Source organism: Methylorubrum rhodesianum, assembly GCF_014199985.1.
GTDB classification, from domain to species: Bacteria; Pseudomonadota; Alphaproteobacteria; order Rhizobiales; family Beijerinckiaceae; genus Methylobacterium; species Methylobacterium rhodesianum.
The window spans coordinates 84,898-103,743 of record NZ_JACHOS010000007.1; the positions used below are offsets into that span (position 1 = coordinate 84,898).

Below are 18,846 nucleotides of genomic sequence, written 5' to 3' on the forward strand. Positions count from 1 at the left end.
CAGCGGGCCGGTTGTGGTGCGGCTGCGCTGTTCAGCCGGTCCTGCGGCGTCTAGGAGACGGGGATGGCCCGCAGGAACAGAGAGATCATCCACCGGGGACGCGACGGGTGGCTGTTCCTGATCGGGGGCACCAACGGGGTGCTCCTGCAATACCGGCGTTCGCTCGCCGGCTGGTGGCACCTGCGTCGCTGGGCCCGGCTGATCGAGGCGCGCGCCGCCCGGGCGCAGGCGCTCGGCATCCGCTACGTCCACACCATCGTGCCGGAAAAGCTGTCGATCTACGACGACCGCACCCTCGACCTCGATTTCGATCCGCGCCTGTCGCCGGCCCGCCGGCTCGCCCGGCGCCTCGCCCGGATGAGCGGCTACGTCGATCTCGTCGCTCCCCTGCGCGCGGCCCGGGACGACGGGGAGCCGCTCTACCGCCGCACCGATTCCCACTGGACCTATGAGGGCTGCCTGATCGGCTACCGGGCGCTGCTGCGCGCCTGCGGTGCCGTGGCGCCGCCCGATATCGCCGAGCGCCCGCGCTTTCCCCACGACGGATTGTGGGATCTCGGCGACAAGCTGCCCGAGCGGCCGCGGGAGACGGTGGTGAACTGGGCGGTGCATCGCGACGCGTCGCGCGCCTATGCCAGTCCGCTGGTCGAATCCTACGAGGCGGCGGGAAAGGCGGGCGACCTGCATGTCGGCGCCCACGTCATCTACCGGAACCCCTCCCCCCAGGCCGACCCGCGCACCCTGGTGCTGTTCGGGGATTCCTACGCGCATTTCGCGCCGATCATGCTGACGAGCTTCCTCGCCGAGACGTTTCGCGAGATGCACTTCGTCTGGTCGTCGAGCATCGACTGGGGGTACGTCGAGCGGGTGCGCCCCGACATTCTGATGTTCGAAATGGCCGAGCGCTTCCTCGTGCGCATTCCGAGCGACGATTTCGACGTCGCGGCTTACGAGAAGCCCGGGATGGAGAAGCCGGTGCGCCAGGCGGAGATGGCGCCCCTGGTCTGACGCGCTGCGGCGCCCCTCGAGAAAGGGGCGCCGGATCGCTTTCCAACGGATCGGCCCCCGGGAGCGCATCCCGACGAGGCGGTCACCGGCTCGTCGGAAGAACGCATGTCGAAGCAAGCCTTTCGAGGCGCCGACCTGATGCCAACCGGTCGGATCCGGCTCTAGCGGGCGCAGACCCGCTGGCGGGCCGGGCCGCCGCCGGTGGCCTGGTAGCTCTTCGCGTGGCCGATCGAGCCGGTCATGTCCTGGGTCGGATTGCCGCCGCCGCGCTTCACCACGATGTCGCAGTAGCCCGACCCGCCGCCCACTGCGAGCGGCAATGCGCCGAAGCCGCCATTGGCGACGCGCGGTGGGGCGGGAGGCAGGACCTGCGACGGCAAGGCGGTCCAGGTGCCGTTCTTGGCGCGAGCCGACTGCGCGGCAGCCGGCAGGCTCGTGGTCGCGAACGCCATCAGAAAGACTGACGCGAAGGACGCGAAGCGCAGCATGTCGTGCTCCTCTCTTGTTCAAGTGTCGCTTAATTTCGAAGCAAGAGCACACGTAACATGCAGTTTAGGCAAGAAAAGTGCGATTGAGCACAATGTCGTGATAAATTTTAATCCGCAGAAATATAAATAAATCGATGTGGATTAGATCTTTTGCTCGGACGTATACAGGAAATACGGAGCGTTGCTGCGGCGCTCTGGTCATGCCGCTTCAGGCGTCCTCGGCGGACGCTCGGCTGTTCGGGTGTCTCGATCGCGCCGCGCGACGATGGTCCTGCGGCGATGCGCACCCACTCTCAAGGACGATCGTCCTGGCCTCGCTTCGGCCGGGGCGGGTGCGGGTTGACGATGCGGGCTGACCCGGTGCGGAGACGAAGACAGGCCGCGCCCCTGTCCGGGATGCGGCCTGTCCGATCTCGTTGTCGTCTGCGCGGTGACGGGCCGGCGACTGGGCGGGAACGCCTCTAGACCCCGACGCGCTTCTGCGCCGACGATTGGAACGTGCTGTTCGGCATACCCGGCGAGGGCGCGCCCATCAGGGACATCGGTGCCGCGGCGGTGGCCTTCGGCGACGGTGCCTCGTTCGCGGCCGGATCGACCTCCCTCGCCCTGAAGCCCGCGGCAAGGCCCTTGGCCTCGCCGAGATCCTTCGGCGAGAGCTTCGTGGCGACCTCGTCCCGCTTGCGCCCCGCTTCCTGATCCCCCTGCGCCGCGGCGGCGGAGAACCAGAGATAGGACTGGACGAGATCCTGCCCGACGCCGAGGCCCCGGGCGTAGAGCACGGCCAGATTGTACTGGCTGTCGCGCACGCCGTGCTCCGCCGCCCGGCGGAAGGCGTTCGCGGCGTTCGTGAAGTCGGGCTTGCCGTTGGCGGCCGGGTTCTCCGCGTGCAGGACCGCCAGATTGTGCATCGCCCGGATATTGCCCTGGTCGGCAGCGCGGCCGTACCAGGCCTTCGCCTTCTCGACGTCGCGGGTGACGCCGGAGCCCTTCTCGTAGGCGTTGCCGACCTTGAATTGGGCCGGCGCGTAACCGGCCATCGCCAGCTTTTCGTAGAACCGGGCAGCGACCGTGAGGTCGCGTGTCACGCCGCGGCCCTCGGCCTGGCGCGAGGCGATCTCCCACACGGCGGCCCCGTCGCCGTCGAGCGCGTCCTGCTTGAGCTTGGCAAGGGCCGGCGGCAGGCCGGCGAGGTCGGTGCCGAGCGCGGCCATGCCGGCGACCTGGGGCAGCCCGCGCTTGGCCGCCTTCGGCTCGGCGAGGGATTGCGTCGTCGCCGGATCGGCCACGCTCGTCGGAGCTCCGGTCGGGACCGTCGCTTCGGCGGGAGCCGGGGCGGCGGGAGCCTGAGCCTGAGCGGGGGCTGCCGGGTTCGGCTCGGCCGCGGTCTCGGCACTGCGGGTCGCCGAAGCATCGGAGGATGCGGCGGGAGCGGTGCCGGCCACCGGACGGGAGTCCGGTGGGGCCGCCTCGCCGTTCGGCGCACTCTTGCCGGCCAGGAAGGCCTGGTAGGCGCCGAGCGCCAGGACGACGGCGGCGAGGCCGAGCAGCAGCGTGCGACGGCGGCCGTCGAGGGCGCCGCGGAGCCGCGCCAGGGGCGCCGACTCGGCGCCCGGCGTACGGGCCGCCGGGGCGACCTTGTCGCGCAGCCGAGCCGCCAGCGGGGCCTCGGCCGCGGCTTCGACCTGGGCCGCCTGCGCGGCGCGGCGCGCGGCGGCGATGAAGCTCGTCTTGATGTCGGTGCTGCCGACCGTCGGGCCGGCCTCCGGCATGGCCGGGCGGCCGGGCGCGGGCCGGCCGGCGCCGGGCTCCAGCAACTCGTCGGACAGGCGGCTCGCCTCCATCCCGCCGGCCTCCTCGGACGCCGCCGCCGGGCGTGGGCGGGCCGGCGCCGCGGCAGCCGCCTTCGGAGCGGCGGGACGCTCCTGCGAGAGGCGCTCTTGCGAGAGGCGCTCCTGCGAGGGCCGATTCTGGGACGGGCGCTCGCTCGGCGGCAGCCCGCGGGGCGCGCGGTCCTGCGGGGCGGCAAGGGTCATCGCCGCGGCGGAGGTCATGGTCCGGTCGAGTTGCTCGCTCAGTCGCGTCAGCACCGCCTGGACGCCCTCCATCGTCGATTGGAGGCGCTGGTCCGAGCCCTTCTGGTTGGCGCGCAGCTCCGCGAGATCGGCCCGCAGCAGCGCGAACTCGCCGCCGGCGTCCCTGAGCGGGGCGGCCGAGCCAGCCACGGCCTCCCGGACCGCACGCTCGACGGCGGATTCCACGTCGGCTCCGCTGCGCAGGGCGGCGACCTGAGAGAGCAGGTCGCCCATGGCGCGTTCGAGCCGCGCCACGGCCGGGTCGGTGTCGCGCGGAGCGTCGAGCCGGCTCGCCAGGGCGAGGACGTGGCGTTCCAGGGCGTCGAGCCCGCTGCCGCCCGCGCTGACGCGATCGACCTTCTCGGCCACCGCCTCGAGCCGTTCGATCAACTCGCCGACGGGGCCGGCCTTGGCGTGGCCGAGCCGCTCGGCCAGCGCCTCGAACCGTCCGAGAAGTTCGCTCGGCAGCGCCCGGGCGGGATCGGGCGTCTTGAGCTCGCCGCGGATCTCCTCCAGCAGCGGCTTGATGGCGGCGATCCCCGCATCCTCGTCCCGTTGGAGCTGGGCGATCTGAGCGCTGATCGCCTGCACGCCCTGAGCGAGGCTCTGGATCCGCTCCGGGCCGGCCAGGGCCGCCACGAGGCGGCGGATCTCGTCGAGTTCGCGGAACACGCCGTCGAGGGCGTTCTGGTCGGCCGGACCCGACAGGGTGCCGGCGAGGGCGCCGGACAGGGCTTCATCGACCTTGGCGGCCACGCGTTCGACTTCGCCCGCGATCCGGGCATGGACGTCGTCGGCTACGTCCCCGGCCAGCCGGTCCACTTGGACGCGCATCAGCTCGATCGGTGCGGCGATGGCGGCGAGCTCCTGCGGGTCGCGTGCCCGCCGGAGATCGCTGGCGACGGCCTGCATGGTCTGCTCCAGCTCGCCCACGTCGCGGCCCGTGGCGAGCCCGCCGAGCACGTCACGCAGCCGGCTTGTCTCGCGCTGCAACTCGGCGATGGCCGGCGACGGCTCCTGGCGGTGCGCCCCCTCCGCGTCCGGGCCGGCGGCGAGCGCTCCCGTCTCAGCCATCTCCGGCCCGGTCGTGCCGGCGGCGTTCCACTCGGCAATGCCCTCTTCCAGCTCGCGTTGGCGCCGGCGGACCTCGGCGACGGCGTCGCGGACCTCGGTGGCGAGGGGGCGGCCGCGCCGGCCGAGGGGCCGGGGCGCGCTGAGCTGCCCGGCAAGTTCCCCCACCTTGCGCTCGATGTCGCCGATCATCCGGGCGGCCTCGGCCTTCGAGGCTTCGCGCTCTTCGCTGATCGAACGGTCGAGCGCGTCGAGGCGCCGCATCATCGCGCCGATCGAGGCTTCGAGCGAGGCTGCCGGCGGGAGCGCGGCGGGAGCCTCAGACGGCGAAGCAGCGAGAGCCGCATCGCGGCGCTTGTGCTGCGGCGGCTCCTTCCGGGGCGCAGCGGTCTTGTCCGCCGCACGTCCTCCGACCTGTCGTGCCTGATCCGCGCCTGCTTCCTTGGCCGGAGATGACGCGTCCGCGCGCCGACGCCTCGGTCCCGGCTTCGACGTTTCGGGCGCGGCCACGGAGGCGATCCAGCTCTCAAGCGGCACCCCCGCCCGCCGGGCGACCTCGCGGGCAGCCGCGAGCACCTCCGGGTCGAAGCTGTCGAGGCTGATCGGGGCAGTCTGTTTCATCTCGCGGAGATCCGAAGTCGGCGGCTTCCGGTGTCCGCCGGGCTGCCGATTCGCGCGGGGGGCGTGAGGCGGCGGATTGCGGAACGGACAGGACCGACCTTTTCCAATCTTGGTAAATGCTCAGTTAAGACAGCCGGGCGTTGAGAGCGCTTTTCCGGGACCTTCAGGCAGCGGAGCGCTCGGGCGGGTCGGGGCGTGCGCTCGAAAGGGTGCCCAGGGGTGCAATTTCCGAGAATACAACCGGGGTGGGCCTTGCGGATCGTCCGCGAGATAGTTTACATATGAACTATCTTGGATCTGAGCCGGCCGGACCGGTTTGGTTCACCTGAAAACGATGCGGGAGGCTGACGCGATGCCGAGCTACCGGGCTCCGGTCGAGGACACCCTTTTCCTCCTCAACGACGTTCTCGCGATCCACCGGTACGATAATCTTCCGGGCTTCTCCGATGCCTCGGCGGATGTGGTCGAGGCGGTGCTCAACGAGGGCGGCAAGCTCGCGGCCGAAATCTTCTCGCCTCTGAACCTGTCCGGCGACCAGGAGGGATGCACGCGCCGCGAGGACGGCAGCGTCGCCACGCCGAAGGGATTCAAAGCGGCCTACGACGCCTACGCGGCCGGCGGCTGGATGGGGCTTTCGGTTCCGGAAGAGTTCGGCGGCCAGGGCCTGCCGCACGTGCTCAACACGGCGATGCAGGAATTCGTCTCCGGCGCCAATCTCGCGCTCGGCATGTATCCCGGCCTGACGCAGGGTGCGGTGGCCGCACTGCTCGTCCACGGCTCGGACGAGCAGAAGAAGACCTATCTGCCGAAGATGGTGGAGGGCGCCTGGACCGGCACGATGAACCTGACCGAGCCGCATTGCGGCACGGATCTTGGGCTCCTCAAGACCAAGGCGGTTCCGAACGGCGACGGCTCCTACAGCCTCACCGGCACCAAGATCTTCATCTCGGCGGGCGAGCACGACCTCTCGGAGAACATCGTCCACCTCGTCATTGCCCGGATCGAGGGCGCGCCCATGGGCACCAAGGGCATCTCGCTCTTCGTGGTGCCGAAATTCCTCGTGAACGCCGACGGCTCGCTGGGCGAGCGCAACGCGGTGTCCTGCGGCTCCCTCGAGCACAAGATGGGCATCCACGGCAACGCCACCTGCGTAATGAACTACGACGGCGCCAGGGGCTGGCTCGTGGGCGAGGAGAATCGCGGGCTGGCCGCGATGTTCGTGATGATGAACGAGGCCCGGCTCGCCGTCGGCGTACAGGGGCTCGGCCAGTCCGAGGTCGCCTACCAGAACGCGGTCGCCTATGCCCGCGAGCGACTCCAGGGCCGGGCGCTGACCGGTGCCAAGGCGCCCGAGAAGGCCGCCGATCCGATCATCGTCCATCCGGACGTGCGCCGCACGCTGATGCAGATCCGCGCCTTCAACGAGGCGGGACGCGCGCTGATCCTCTGGACGGCGCTCAACTCCGACATCGCCCATCGCTCGCAGGATGCGGGGGAGCGGCAGGCGGCCGACGACATGCTCGGCCTGATGACCCCGGTGGTGAAGGGCGTGCTGACCGACCGGGGCTTCGCCAACGCGGTCGAGGCGCAGCAGATGTTCGGCGGCCACGGCTATGTCGAGGAATGGGGCATGTCGCAGTTCGTGCGCGATGCCCGCATCGCCATGATCTACGAGGGCGCCAACGGCATCCAGGCCATGGACCTGATCGGCCGGAAGCTGCCCAAGGATGGCGGCCGGGCGATGATGACCTTCCTCACCGAGGTGCAGACCTTCATCAAGGACCACGGCGAGGACGAGGCGATGAAGCCCTTCGTCGCCCCGCTCCAGCCGGCGCTCAACGACCTCCAGGGGGCGGTGATGTGGCTGATGCAGAACGCCTTCGCCAAGCCCGACAATGCCGGTGCCGGGGCCACCGACCTGATGCATCTGCTCGGCACCGTCGTGCTCGGCTACATGTGGGGCAGGATCGCCAAGGCCGCGCTGGCGCGGAAGGCGGAGGGCTCCGACGTCGAGCGGATGGACGCCAAGCTCGTCCTCGGCCGCTTCTACATGGAGCGGATGCTGCCGGAGACGTCCTTGCGCCTCGCGCGGATCAAGGCCGGCGCCGAGACGACCATGGCGCTGCCGGCCGAGGCGTTTTAAACGCTCCACACCGAGCCCTCTCCCCCTTTCTGCGGGTGAGGGTGGCCCCCGAAGGGGATCGGGTGGGGCGGATGACGGGCGCCGAGTCCTGCACCGTCGTTCCCCTCTCCCGCCCGCTCCGCGGGCACACTGCCCCGCAGAGGGGGGAGGGTCGTCACCGGCGGTGATGAAGGACACGAGGAAGCGCTGAGATGCCCGAGGCCTACATCTACGATCACGTCCGCACACCCCGCGGCCGCGGCAAGCCCGACGGTTCGCTGCACGAGGTGACGGCGCTCCGCCTGGCCGAGACGGCGCTGCGCGCCCTCAAGGACCGCAACGGGCTCGACACCCGTCAGGTCGACGACGTGGTGCTCGGCTGCGTCGATCCGGTCGGCGAGGCCGGCGGCGACATCGCCCGCGCCGCCGCGCTGGTGGCCGATTACGGGAACCACGTGCCCGGCGTACAGATCAACCGCTTCTGCGCCTCGGGGCTGGACGCCATCAACTTCGCCGCCGCGCAGGTCATGGCCGGCCAGCACGACCTCACCGTCGGCGGCGGCGTCGAATCGATGAGCCGCGTCGGCCTCGGCGCCTCCGGCGGCGCCTGGCCGGTCGATCCGGCGATCGCGGTCAAATCCTACTTCATGCCGCAGGGCGTCTCGGCCGACCTCATCGCCACCAAGTACGGCTTCAGCCGCGACGATTGCGACGCCTACGCCGTCGAGTCGCAGAAGCGCTCCGCCAAGTCCTGGGACGAGGGCCTGTTCCGGAACTCGGTCGTGCCGGTCAAGGACATCAACGGCATCACCCTGCTCGACCGCGACGAGCACATGCGGCCGTCGACCGACATGCAGTCTCTGGCGAGCCTCAAGCCCTCCTTCGTGCAGATGGGCCAGATGGGCGGCTTCGACGCCGTGGCGGTCGATGCGCACCCGGATGTCGAGGCGGTGGATCACGTCCACCACGCCGGCAATTCCTCGGGCATCGTGGACGGCGCGGCCGCCGTGCTGATCGGTTCGCGCGAGGCGGGCGATCGGGCCGGGCTGCGCCCGCGGGCCCGGATCCGGGCGTTCGCCAATATCGGCTCCGATCCGGCGCTGATGCTGACCGGCCCCGTCGACGTGACCCGGAAGGTGCTGGCGCGGGCCGGCATGGGCCTCTCCGACATCGACCTGTTCGAGATCAACGAGGCCTTCGCCTCGGTGGTCCTGCGCTTCCACCAGGCCTTCGACCTCGACCCGGCACAGGTGAACGTCAACGGCGGCGCCATCGCGATGGGGCATCCGCTCGGTGCCACGGGGGCGATGATCCTCGGGACCGTGCTCGACGAGCTGGAGCGCACCGGCAAGGAGCGGGCGCTCGTCACGCTGTGCATCGGCGCCGGCATGGGCACCGCCACGATCATCGAGCGGGTGTGATCGAGCCGGGCGGCGTCATGCCGCCGCCCCGCCCTGCCATCCGCCCGCAAACGCTGCTAAGGGCCTCCCACGCCGTGCCCTTTTGACCGGGTGCGGTCCCAGAACAACCATGGGAGAGACGCCACGATGAAGACGACGAAAGCCGCCCTGTGCCTCGCTGCCGTGCTGGCCCTGCCGCTCGCGGCGCGGGCCGACGACAACACGGACAAGCTCGCCGTCGCCACCAAGCTCACCGAGAAGACGGTGCTCAAGAACCTCGATACCGGCTTCGGCGGCGCCCTCGAGAAGACCGTCTCGACGATGCCCGACGACAAGGCCGAGAAGGTGCGCAAGGAGGCCAAGGCCGAGTTCGACAAGCAGCGCCAGGCGCTGCTCGAGGGCCTGTCCAAGCAATACGCCGAGAAATTCAGCCTCGACGAGCTGAAGGAACTCGACAAGATCTACGACGACAAGACCTACCAGAAGTTCCAGGCCGTCAATGCCGACCCGAAATCGGAGGTGAACCTGCTGTCGCAGGCGGTGGTGACGCGGCTCCTGCACATGCTGACGCTCGCTGCCGCCAACGACCAGACGGGCGGCGCCCCGGGCGGTCTGCCCGGCGGCATGCCGACGCCCGCCAAGTAAGCCGGCGGAGGCGGAGGATGAGCGGTGCGACGGGCAGCTTCGGAGGGGGCGCGTCAGGCGACGCGCTTCACCTTTGCGCCGTCGGCCGCGAAGCCCGCGACCGGCGGCAGGGCCTCCAGGGCCGGACGGGCGAAATGGTAGCCCTGCAGCAGGTCGATGCCGAGGCCGTGCAGCGTCTCGGCTTCGGCCGCGCTCTCGATGCCCTCGGCGATCACCGCGACGCCCAGCGTCCGCGCGATCTGCGTGATGCCGCCGACGATGGTGCGGCGCCCGGCATCCGCCTCGATGCCACGCACGAGGTCCATGTCGATCTTGATGAGGTCCGGGCGGAAATTGGCCAGCAGGCCGAGGCCGGCATAGCCCGCGCCGAAATCGTCGAGCGCCGTCAGAAAGCCCTGCCGCCGGTATTCCTCGACGATGCGCCGGACATGGGCGGTGTCGTGGAAGCGCTCGTTCTCGGTGAATTCGAAATTAAGGCGCCCGTTGTCGAAGCCGACGCGGCGGGCGGCCTCCAGCGATGCGCGGATGCAGGCGGCCGGCTCGTAGACCGCGTTGGGCATGAAGTTGATCGAGAGCTTGGTATCGCCCTCCGGCGGGAACAGCCGGCCGGCGAGTTCGATCGCCTTGACCCGCGCCGCCTGATCGAACCGGTACAGGGTTTCCTCGGTGACCCGCGACAGGATCGAACCGGCGGGCTCGCCCCCCGGTCCGCGCACCAGCGCCTCGTAGCCCCAGACGCGCGCGTTGGCGACGTCGACGATGGGCTGGAAGGCCATGGTGAAGGCGAAGTCGAGCTCCGCCCCGTCGCGGCAGGCTCGGCAGGCGTGTCGCGCTCGGGCGTCCGTCGTCATGGTCTGTCCGGAGGTGGTCATGGAGGGACGGGGCGGTTCGCGCATCCGTTCCATCCGCCATGACGAGCGCTTCCCCTTAAGATTCCGATACGGCCAGGCTCTTTTCCTTCGAGGTTCCGCGATGACCGCCACCGAGAATTTCCGCTTCGAGATCGATGCCGACGGCATTGCGCTCGCGACCTGGGACATGCCCGGCCGCTCGATGAACGTCATCACCATGGAGGTGATGGCGGAGCTCGAGCGGATCGTCGACGCGGTCGTCGCCGACGAGGGCGTCAAGGGCTGCGTGATCGTCTCCGGCAAGAGCAACTTCTCCGGCGGCGCCGACCTCACCATGCTCCAGGGCCTCGGGGTCGAGTACGAGCGGCTCAAGGCGGCCGAGGGCGAGGAGGTGGCCATGCGCCACTTCTTCGAGGAGTCGCGGCGCTTGAGCCTCGTGTTCCGCAAGCTCGAGACCTGCGGCAAGCCCTTCGCCGCCGCGGTGCACGGCCTCTGCCTCGGCGGCGCGTTCGAGCTGGCGCTGGCCTGCCACCACCGCGTGCTCGCCGACGACGACAAGACCCGCGTGGGGCTGCCCGAGATCAAGGTCGGCCTGTTTCCCGGCGGCGGCGGCACGCAGCGGGTGGCGCGCCTGATGCAGACCGGCGACGCGCTGCAGATGCTGTTCAAGGGCGAGCAGATCCGGCCCCTCATGGCCAAGAACATGGGCTTGGCCCATACGGTGGCCCCGGCGGCCGAGATCGTCGAGCGGGCCAAGGCGTGGATCCGCGAGGGCGGCTCGGCGGTGGCGCCCTGGGACGTGCCGAAGTTCAAGGCGCCGTCAGGGAAAGTCTATTCGCCCGCCGGCATGATGATCTGGCCGCCGGCCAACGCGATCTACCGCCGCGAGACCCACGACAACTATCCGGCCGCCAAGGCCATCCTGGCCTCGGTCTATGAGGGCCTGCAACTTCCGATGGATCTCGGCCTCAAGGTCGAGAGCCGCTACTTCGCCCACATCCTGCGCACGCGGGAAGCGCAGGCGATGATCCGCACGCTCTTCATCTCCATGGGCGAGATCAACAAGGGCGCCCGCCGGCCCAAGGACGTGGAGCCGACGAAGGTGGCCAAGGTCGGCGTGATCGGCGCCGGCTTCATGGGCGCGGGCATCGCCTACGTCACAGCGCAGGCCGGGATGGCGGTCGTCCTGATCGACCGCGACCAGGAGGCGGCCGACGCCGGCAAGGCGCATTGCCACAAGCTCATCACGGGCCAGATCAACCGCGGCAAGGCCAAGACCGCCGACCGCGACGCCCTGCTCGCCCGCATCACCGCGACGCCGGACTATGCCGCGCTCTCGGACTGCGACCTCGTCATCGAGGCGGTGTTCGAGGACCCGAAGGTGAAGGCCGAGGTGATCGGTCGGGTCGAGGCGGCGCTGCCGGAGCACGCGATCTTCGCCTCCAACACCTCGACCCTGCCGATCTCGGGCCTCGCCCAGACCTCGAAGCGGCCCGAGCAATTCGTCGGCATCCACTTCTTCTCGCCGGTGGAGAAGATGCTTCTCGTGGAGATCATCCGCGGCAACCAGACCGGCGACCGCGCTGTTGCCACGGCCCTCGACTACGTGCGGGCGATCAAGAAGACCGGCATCGTCGTCAACGATGCCCGCGGCTTCTTCGCCAACCGCTGCGTGCTCGCCTACATCCGGGAGGGCCACAAGATGCTCGCCGAGGGCGTACCCCCGGCGATGATCGAGAACGTGGCGCGGATGGCCGGCATGCCGGTCGGACCGCTCTCGCTCAACGACGAGGTGGCGCTCGATCTCGGCCTCAAGATCATGCGGGCGACCGAGGCGCAGCTCGGCGAGGGCGCCGTCGATCCCGACCAGAAGCAGCTCCTCGTCGCGATGGTCGAGACCCACGGCCGCCTCGGGCGCAAGAACAAGCGCGGCTTCTACGACTATCCCGAGGGCGGCCAGAAGAAGCTCTGGTCGGGGCTCGCCGAGATCCAGCCGAACCGGCTCGATCCCGACAGCCTCGACGTGGAGGAACTGAAGCACCGCTTCCTCGTGGCGCAGGCGCTGGAAGCCGCCCGCACGGTGCAGGAGGGCGTCGTCACCGATCCCCGCGAGGCGGATGTCGGCTCGATCCTCGGCTTCGGATTCGCCCCGTTCACCGGGGGTGCGCTATCCTACATCGACTTCATGGGGGCCGGTGCCTTCGTGGCGCTGGCCCGCGCGCTCGAAGCCAAGCACGGCCCCCGCTTCAGCCCGCCGGACAACCTCCTGGCGATGGCCGAATCCGGCGGGCGCTTCTACGACGCGCTGAAGCAGGCAGCCTGACCGACCGATGGGCGGCCGCCCTCCGGGAAGGCCGCCCGGCACGGAACCCAACCGCTCCGCTTTCGTTCACCGCCCGACCGCAGTGAGCGAACCGGAGTTCCCCTTGTCGACCCTCATCAAGATCCTGATCGCGTTCTTCCTGCCGCCGATCTCGGTGCTGATGACGAACGGGATCGGGATCCAGTTCCTGTTCAACATCCTGCTCTGCCTGCTGTTCTACCTGCCGGGCTCGATCCACGCGCTCTACCTGCTGCTGCGCGACCGCTGAGCAGACCTACGGCTCATCCCTCAGGACGTCCCGCTGCGCCCTGAGGTGATCCATCAGCCGCTCGGCGATCCGCCCCGGCGGACGGCCCGCCGGGTGGATCATCACGGTCTCGATCGGCAGGCGCGGCCGGAAGGGCCGCAGCACGATCGGCAGGCCGGCGAGGTTCCGCGCTGGCAGCGGATCGACGATGGCGATCCCGAGACCTTCGGCCACGAGACCGCAACGCGCGGCGGTGTACTGCGCCGTGAAGGCGATGCGCGGCGTGACGCCCGCTTCCGCGAAGGCCGCCTCGACCCGGTGCTGAAAAAGGCCCGGCGCGCCCGCGATCAGCGGCGCATCGGCGAGATCGGCAGGGGTGATCGTCGTCTGGGCCGTCAGCACATGCAAGCGGGGCAGCGCGCAGACGGCATCCATCGCCAGGAAGGGCTCGCTGACGACCCCCTCATGGCTTGGTTGTGGCCGTACGAGACCGATGTCGCACTGCTCCGACGCCGTCCAGGACCAGATCGTCTCCGGGCTCGGCACATGCACCGCGACATGGATGCCGGGACTGTCTTCGCTCAACGCGCGGATGGCGCGGGGCAGCAGGCCGGCGGCGAGCGAGGGCTGGCAGGCCACGCGCAGCGGGCCGGTGCCGAGGTCGCGGATCCGGCGTCCCGCCTCGCGCAGGCGCTCGAGTCCGGCATCGCTGCGCTCGACCTCGCGGGCAAAGGCCTCGCCCTCCCGCGTCGGCAGGGCAGCGCCGTGGCCGCGCACGAACAGCGCGAATCCGAGCTCGGCTTCGAGCCCGGCGATGGCGCGGCTGACATGCGGCTGGCCGATGCCCAGCGCCCCCGCCGCTCGCGTCATGCCGCCGTAGCGAAGCACCGCCCGGAACAGGTCGAGATGAGCCGGGTTCATCATGCCTCGTCTGCATGGAAGCCACTGTGAGAGGCATTTGACGGCATGGCCCTTCGATGGTGTCAATGCCGCGGCCGCATCCCACCGGCGGTTCGACCACCGATCGATGATACCGAGGGCCGATGCTCCGCCTCCTGCTTCCCTCTCTTCTCGCTGTCGCGGCGGGTGTCAGCATCGTCGTCCAGCAGGTGCTGAACACGCGCCTGCGCACGGATCTCGGCTCGGCGGCCTGGGCCGGCTTCGCGAGCTACGCCGTGGGCCTCGCCTGCATGGCGCTGCTCATCCTGACGCTGCGCGATCCCCTGCCCTCCGCGAGCGTGGCGGCCCGGCTGCCGTGGTGGGCCTGGAGCGGCGGCGTCTTCGGCGCGCTCTTCATCGGGCTCGCCATCGTCCTCGTGCCGCAACTCGGCGCGGCGGCCTTCATCGCCCTGCTCGTGGCCGGGCAGATGCTGGCCTCGGTCGCCTTCGACCATTTCGGCTGGATGGGCCTCGCCCAGCGCCCGCTCGACGGCCCGCGGCTCGTCGGCGTCGCGCTGCTGGTCGGCGGCGTGATCCTGATCCGGCGCTGAAGCGGGTCAGGCGCCGACGGCGTGCAGCACGATCTCCCGCCGATGCCCCCGGTCGCGGTGCTCGATCAGGTAGATCCCCTGCCACGTGCCGAGCGCGAGGCGGCCACCCTGCACCGGCACGGCGAGGCCCGAATCGGTCAGCATCGTGCGGATATGCGCCGGCATGTCGTCGGGCCCCTCCATGCCGTGGACATACTGTCCGTGGCGGGGCGCGAAGCCGTCGAGCGCAGTCATCAGATCGACGCGCACGTCCGGGTCGGCATTCTCCTGGATCGTCAGCGAGGCTGAGGTGTGCCGGCAGAACACGCTGACGAGGCCGGTGCGGATGCCGCTCTCGGTGACGAAGGCCGCCACCGCCTCGGTGATGTCGGTGAAGCCGGGGCCGGGGGTGGCCACCGTCACCCGCGCGCTCGCCTGCCGGGTCACGTCACCGGCCGAAAACCCTTCGAGCGGCCCGATCTTCCCGGCGCTTCTGCCCACCTGCCTCATTCCGATGCCTCCATCGCCGCCGCCGGCGCGACCTCGCGCTCGCCGCGGGCCAGAATCCGTTCCAGCACCTCGACCCGGTCGGCCTCCGCCGGAGGCTTGTCCCAGCGGATGCGGCTGACGCGGGGGAAGCGCATCGCCACGCCCGATTTGTGCCGGGTCGAGCGCTGCACGCCCTCGAACGCGATCTCCAGCACGAGGCCGGCGTCGCGGCCGTAGGCGACCTCGCGCACCGGGCCGAAGCGCTTCGTCGTGTGGTTGCGGACGTAGCGGTCGAGCTTTTGCAGCTCGGCATCGGTGAAGCCGTGATAGGCCTTGCCGACCGGCACCAGCTCCTCGCCCTCCGCCCCCTCGCGCCAGCAGCCGAAGGTGTAGTCCGAGTAGAAGGACGAGCGCTTCCCGTGGCCGCGCTGGGCGTACATCATCACCGCATCGACCACGTAGGGCTCGCGCTTCCACTTCCACCACGGGCCCTTGGGGCGGCCGGGCAGATAGGCGCTGTTGAGCCGCTTGAGCATCACGCCCTCGATGGCGTCCGCATCGGCCCCCGCCCCGGCAGAGGCCGGGTCGGCGCGCGCCGCGGCCACGTCGTCCCAGGTCGTGAACGGCACCAGGGGCGAGAGGTCGATGCGGGCATGGTCGAGCCGCCGCACCAGGGCCTCCAGCCGGGGCCGGCGCTCGGCGAAGGGGAGACCCCGCAGATCCTCGCCCTCGGCCGACAGCACGTCGTAGGCGCGGACATGGGCGGGGAACTCGTCCAAGAGTTTGCCCGTCACCGCCTTCCGGTTGAGGCGCTGCTGCAGCACGTTGAAGCTCTGCACCCGGCCTTCCCGCAGGATCAGCAGCTCGCCGTCGATGGCGCCCTCGAAGGTGATCGCCTCGGCGAGGTCGGGGAAGGCGTCGGAAATATCCTCGCCGGTGCGCGAGTAGATTTTTTGGACTTGGCGTCCCTGATTGTCGCGCCCGCCGGCGAGCTGGACGCGGATGCCGTCCCACTTCCACTCGGCGGAGAAGGCCTCGGGATCGAGCTTGTCGAGATCCTCGAATTCTTCGACCGGGTGCGACAGCATCGGCGGCCGGAACGGGGCCGGGTTGCGGCTCTCGGGCCGCTCGCCCCGCCCCTCCACCCAGGCGAACAGCTCGGTGTAGGGCGGTTTCAGCCCGTGCCAGACCTCCTCCACCGCGTCCGCCTCGTGGCCGCCGAGCGCGCCGACCGCGGTCTTGGCGAGCCGGGCCGAGACGCCGACGCGCAGGTTGCCGGTGACGAGCTTCAGGAGCGCCCAGCGCCCGGTCTCGTCGAGGGCATCGAGCCATCGGGCGAGATGCTGCGGCAGGGCACGCTTCGGCGTGGTGGCCAGCGTCTCGACGACCTCGGCGAGGGTCGGGACGGACGGGGGCGGGTTGTTGTGGCCGATGGCCGGTGTTTCCCCTCTCCCCGCTTGCGGGGAGAGGGCTGTGCCGACCTCGTCGTCGGCAGAGCGAGGCGGCAGCCGAGGGTGAGGGGGCGATTCCGAATGAGCCTTGTCCTTCGAGGCCCCCTCACCCCCGCTGCCGCTTGTCTCGCTCCCGCCGAGGGGAGCTCGACCCTCTCCCCGCGTGCGGGGAGAGGGGGAGGCGTCCGGCGATTCATCCGGCCCCGGCCAGATCAGCGCCGTCGTCTCGGCGAGATCACCCACGTAGTTGTGCGAGAGCGAAAACAGCACCGGATCGACCCGCTCCTCCACCAGGGCGCGGATCAGGGCCGGCTTGGCCTCGCGAAACGTCAGCCCGCCGGTCATGGCGGCCAGCGCCCAGCCGCGCTCCGGGTCGGGCGTGCCAGCGAAGAAATCCTGGAGCAGGCGCAGCTTGGCGTTGCGGCGCGGCTCGTAGGCGAGGCGGTCGAGGAGGTGGGCGAAGTCGTTCACGCCGAGGCCTCCTCCATCTTCGGATCGTGCCCGGGATCGGGCTCGGCCTCGCCGTCGTCGCCATACCCTAAGAGGTGCAGCGGCTTGGCGCGGATCCCCTGCGTCCCGCACCAGTGGACCAGCGCATCCTCCTGACCGTGGGTGACCCAGACCTCCTCGGCGCCGGTGTCGCGGATCGTGCGGCACAGGTCCGGCCAGTCGGAATGGTCGGAGATGACGAGCGGCAGCTCGACGCCCTTCTGCCGGGCGCGGGCGCGCACCCGCATCCAGCCCGAGGCGAAGGCGGTGACGGGATCGGGAAATTTGCGCGACCAGAGATCCTGGATCGACGAGGGCGGGCACAGCACGATGGCGCCGTGCAGGTCCTTTCGGTCCGCGGCCACGACCTTCGGCGTCTCGCCGAGCGGCACGCCCTCGCGCTTGTACAGCTCGGTCAGCTTCTCCATCGCCCCGTGCAGGTGGATCGGCCGGTCCCAGCCCTCCTCCCGCAGCAGCGCCATCACCCGCTGCGCCTTGCCGAGCGCGTAGGCGCCGACGATGTGGGCGCGCTCGGGAAACAGCGTGACCGATTCGATCAGCTTGCGCACCTCGCCCCGCGTATCGGGATGGCGGAAGACCGGCAGGCCGAAGGTGGCCTCGGTGATGAACACGTCGCAGGGCACGACCTCGAACGGCAGGCAGGTCGGGTCGGGGGCGCGCTTGTAGTCGCCCGAGACGACGATCCGCTGGCCATCCCGCTCGATCGCGATCTGCGCCGAGCCCAGCACGTGGCCGGCGGGGGCGAAGAACACGGTGACGTCGCCGACGCGCATCCGCTCCCCCAGCCGCGCTTCCTGGCGGGCGCGGCAGAACTCCTCGCCGTAGCGCACGGCCATGATCCGCAGCGTCTCCGGCGTGGCCAGCACGGTGCCGTGTCCGGCGCGGGCGTGGTCGGCATGGCCGTGGGTGATCAGCGCCCGCTCGACGGGCCGCGTCGGATCGACGTGAAAGCGCCCGAGCGGACAATAGAGGCCCTCGCGGGTCAGGGTCAGGAGATCGGAGGCGCGCTGCGACATCGGCCGGGATATAGGGCGGATCGTTCCGCAACAGCGACCACCCGCCATTCTGCCGCGATGTCACGCCAGCGCTCCTCCGGTGACCTTCTCGCCGACCGCCGCTACGCCTATGCCGAAGCCTGCCTTGCCGACGGCGATCCCGGGGCGGCGGCGGAGATGGCGGGCCAAGCGCTCGATCTCGCGCCCGGCTACGCGCCGGCCTGGTTCCTGCTCGGCCGCGCCCGTGAGGCCCTGTTCGAGCTCAGCCGCGACGAGGCCGACCGGCAGGCGGGCCTGGCGGCCTTCGAGCGGGCGCTCGACCTCGATCCGGCGGACACGCTCGGCAGCCGCCTGCACCGGGCGGCGCTGGGCGGCGGCGACGCGCTCGCGGCGATGTCGCCGGCCTATATCCGCGCGCTGTTCGACGGCTACGCTCCGCGCTTCGAGCAGCATCTCGTCGACGAGCTCGGCTATTGCGGGCCTGCGCTGCTCGTCGCGGCGCTCGACGCGCTGACGGGGGCGGACCCGTCTTGTGCGCCGCAACACTTTCCGAGCGTGCTCGATCTCGGCTGCGGAACCGGGCTGATGGGGCGGGCGCTCGCGGGCCGTGTCGGACGTCTGGCGGGCTGCGACCTCTCCCCCGCGATGCTGGCTCTGGCCGGCCGAACCGGGCTCTACGAGCGCCTCGTCGAGGCCGATCTCGTCACCTTCCTCGCCGGCGAACCCGACGCCTCGGCCGACCTGATCGTGGCGGCGGACGTCTTTATCTATCTGGGGCACCTCGCATCCGCCCTCGGGGGAATGGCCCGTGTGCTGCGGCCCGGCGGGTTTGCCGTGTTCACCGTCCAATCGCCGCCGGAGGGGGAAACGGGTGTCGTCCTCGGCGCCGACGGCCGCTACGCCCATGCCGACACCTACCTGAAAGCCGAGGCGGAGAGGGCGAGGCTCACCATCGTCGAGATGCATTCGGCCGCGATCCGACGCCAGAAGAGGCTAGACGTTCCCGGGCGGATCTTAATCCTGCACAAACACTTGATCGGAACTCATGAAATGGATGCAACCGGAAAGCCGTAATACCGTTGTG

General features: G+C 70.4%; 15 protein-coding genes. 8 read left to right on the forward strand and 7 right to left on the reverse strand.

The genetic code is table 11. The features are described from left to right. Positions 1-63 precede the first annotated feature (63 nt). Entirely contained in the window at positions 64-1,008 is a 945-nt protein-coding gene (locus HNR01_RS11680; protein WP_017486490.1) for an alginate O-acetyltransferase AlgX-related protein, read from the forward strand. Positions 1,009-1,169: 161 nt separating this feature from the next. Here the strand turns inward: HNR01_RS11680 and HNR01_RS11685 are convergent, their stop codons facing one another. Together HNR01_RS11685 and HNR01_RS11690 are read right to left on the reverse strand one after the other, a co-directional pair. Continuing rightward, complete coding sequence (locus HNR01_RS11685) at positions 1,170-1,496, reverse strand: hypothetical protein (RefSeq protein ID WP_183667841.1); 327 nt, start codon at positions 1,494-1,496, stop codon at positions 1,170-1,172. 461 nt (positions 1,497-1,957) lie between these two features. Further along, complete coding sequence (locus HNR01_RS11690; protein WP_183667842.1) at positions 1,958-5,260, reverse strand: SEL1-like repeat protein; 3,303 nt, start codon at positions 5,258-5,260, stop codon at positions 1,958-1,960. A gap of 352 nt (positions 5,261-5,612) precedes the next feature. On the opposite strand from HNR01_RS11690, the gene HNR01_RS11695 reads away from it, so the two are divergent. From HNR01_RS11695 to HNR01_RS11705, 3 genes are all read left to right on the forward strand, one after another. Further along, positions 5,613-7,403: an acyl-CoA dehydrogenase C-terminal domain-containing protein gene (locus HNR01_RS11695; RefSeq protein WP_026105826.1), complete on the forward strand. Its 1,791-nt coding sequence runs from the start codon at positions 5,613-5,615 to the stop codon at positions 7,401-7,403. Positions 7,404-7,594: 191 nt separating this feature from the next. Beyond that, a complete protein-coding gene (locus HNR01_RS11700) occupies positions 7,595-8,803 on the forward strand; it encodes an acetyl-CoA C-acetyltransferase (protein WP_183667843.1) in 1,209 nt (402 codons plus the stop codon). Positions 8,804-8,929: 126 nt separating this feature from the next. After that, positions 8,930-9,427, forward strand: coding sequence for a hypothetical protein (locus HNR01_RS11705; RefSeq protein WP_183667844.1), 498 nt, complete (start codon positions 8,930-8,932; stop codon positions 9,425-9,427). A gap of 53 nt (positions 9,428-9,480) precedes the next feature. Here the strand turns inward: HNR01_RS11705 and HNR01_RS11710 are convergent, their stop codons facing one another. Further along, positions 9,481-10,278, reverse strand: a complete 798-nt coding sequence (locus HNR01_RS11710) for an EAL domain-containing protein (RefSeq protein ID WP_183667961.1) — start codon at positions 10,276-10,278, stop codon at positions 9,481-9,483. A gap of 121 nt (positions 10,279-10,399) precedes the next feature. Here HNR01_RS11710 and HNR01_RS11715 point away from each other — a divergent pair, with 121 nt between their 5' ends. Continuing rightward, positions 10,400-12,601, forward strand: coding sequence for an FAD-dependent oxidoreductase (locus HNR01_RS11715; protein WP_183667845.1), 2,202 nt, complete (start codon positions 10,400-10,402; stop codon positions 12,599-12,601). Between the two features lie 103 nt (positions 12,602-12,704). Beyond that, complete coding sequence (locus HNR01_RS11720) at positions 12,705-12,869, forward strand: YqaE/Pmp3 family membrane protein (protein WP_012455304.1); 165 nt, start codon at positions 12,705-12,707, stop codon at positions 12,867-12,869. 6 nt (positions 12,870-12,875) lie between these two features. Here the strand turns inward: HNR01_RS11720 and HNR01_RS11725 are convergent, their stop codons facing one another. After that, positions 12,876-13,772 carry a LysR family transcriptional regulator gene (locus tag HNR01_RS11725; RefSeq protein WP_183667846.1) on the reverse strand — a complete coding sequence of 299 codons (897 nt, stop codon included), beginning with the start codon at positions 13,770-13,772 and terminating at the stop codon, positions 12,876-12,878. Between the two features lie 119 nt (positions 13,773-13,891). Here HNR01_RS11725 and HNR01_RS11730 point away from each other — a divergent pair, with 119 nt between their 5' ends. Beyond that, positions 13,892-14,338, forward strand: a complete 447-nt coding sequence (locus HNR01_RS11730) for a DMT family transporter (RefSeq protein WP_153873489.1) — start codon at positions 13,892-13,894, stop codon at positions 14,336-14,338. 6 nt (positions 14,339-14,344) lie between these two features. Here the strand turns inward: HNR01_RS11730 and HNR01_RS11735 are convergent, their stop codons facing one another. Genes HNR01_RS11735 through HNR01_RS11745 form a run of 3 tightly spaced genes read right to left on the reverse strand, consistent with a single transcriptional unit; the run spans position 14,345 to position 17,783 of the window. Beyond that, entirely contained in the window at positions 14,345-14,827 is a 483-nt protein-coding gene (locus HNR01_RS11735; protein ID WP_183667847.1) for a secondary thiamine-phosphate synthase enzyme YjbQ, read from the reverse strand. Further along, on the reverse strand, positions 14,824-16,728 hold the full coding sequence (locus HNR01_RS11740; RefSeq protein ID WP_183667848.1) for a cisplatin damage response ATP-dependent DNA ligase: 1,905 nt from the start codon (positions 16,726-16,728) through the stop codon (positions 14,824-14,826). The genes HNR01_RS11735 and HNR01_RS11740 overlap by 4 nt, the downstream gene beginning before the upstream one ends. Then, positions 16,725-17,783: a ligase-associated DNA damage response exonuclease gene (locus tag HNR01_RS11745; protein ID WP_153873487.1), complete on the reverse strand. Its 1,059-nt coding sequence runs from the start codon at positions 17,781-17,783 to the stop codon at positions 16,725-16,727. Before HNR01_RS11745 ends, HNR01_RS11740 begins: the two co-directional genes overlap by 4 nt. A 57-nt stretch (positions 17,784-17,840) precedes the next feature. Between HNR01_RS11745 and HNR01_RS11750 the strand changes: the two genes are divergently transcribed. Next, positions 17,841-18,836, forward strand: coding sequence for a class I SAM-dependent methyltransferase (locus HNR01_RS11750; RefSeq protein WP_183667849.1), 996 nt, complete (start codon positions 17,841-17,843; stop codon positions 18,834-18,836). Positions 18,837-18,846 lie beyond the last annotated feature (10 nt).

What these genes read in the sequence shown, in the direction of transcription:
- HNR01_RS11680 (WP_017486490.1), top strand. Translation starts at nt 64, where the DNA reads ATGGCCCGCAGGAACAGAGAGATCATCCACCGGGGACGCGACGGGTGG.
- HNR01_RS11685 (WP_183667841.1), bottom strand. Translation starts at nt 1,496, where the DNA reads ATGCTGCGCTTCGCGTCCTTCGCGTCAGTCTTTCTGATGGCGTTCGCG.
- HNR01_RS11690 (WP_183667842.1), bottom strand. Translation starts at nt 5,260, where the DNA reads ATGAAACAGACTGCCCCGATCAGCCTCGACAGCTTCGACCCGGAGGTG.
- HNR01_RS11695 (WP_026105826.1), top strand. Translation starts at nt 5,613, where the DNA reads ATGCCGAGCTACCGGGCTCCGGTCGAGGACACCCTTTTCCTCCTCAAC.
- HNR01_RS11700 (WP_183667843.1), top strand. Translation starts at nt 7,595, where the DNA reads ATGCCCGAGGCCTACATCTACGATCACGTCCGCACACCCCGCGGCCGC.
- HNR01_RS11705 (WP_183667844.1), top strand. Translation starts at nt 8,930, where the DNA reads ATGAAGACGACGAAAGCCGCCCTGTGCCTCGCTGCCGTGCTGGCCCTG.
- HNR01_RS11710 (WP_183667961.1), bottom strand. Translation starts at nt 10,278, where the DNA reads ATGACGACGGACGCCCGAGCGCGACACGCCTGCCGAGCCTGCCGCGAC.
- HNR01_RS11715 (WP_183667845.1), top strand. Translation starts at nt 10,400, where the DNA reads ATGACCGCCACCGAGAATTTCCGCTTCGAGATCGATGCCGACGGCATT.
- HNR01_RS11725 (WP_183667846.1), bottom strand. Translation starts at nt 13,772, where the DNA reads ATGATGAACCCGGCTCATCTCGACCTGTTCCGGGCGGTGCTTCGCTAC.
- HNR01_RS11730 (WP_153873489.1), top strand. Translation starts at nt 13,892, where the DNA reads ATGCTCCGCCTCCTGCTTCCCTCTCTTCTCGCTGTCGCGGCGGGTGTC.
- HNR01_RS11735 (WP_183667847.1), bottom strand. Translation starts at nt 14,827, where the DNA reads ATGAGGCAGGTGGGCAGAAGCGCCGGGAAGATCGGGCCGCTCGAAGGG.
- HNR01_RS11745 (WP_153873487.1), bottom strand. Translation starts at nt 17,783, where the DNA reads ATGTCGCAGCGCGCCTCCGATCTCCTGACCCTGACCCGCGAGGGCCTC.
- HNR01_RS11750 (WP_183667849.1), top strand. Translation starts at nt 17,841, where the DNA reads ATGTCACGCCAGCGCTCCTCCGGTGACCTTCTCGCCGACCGCCGCTAC.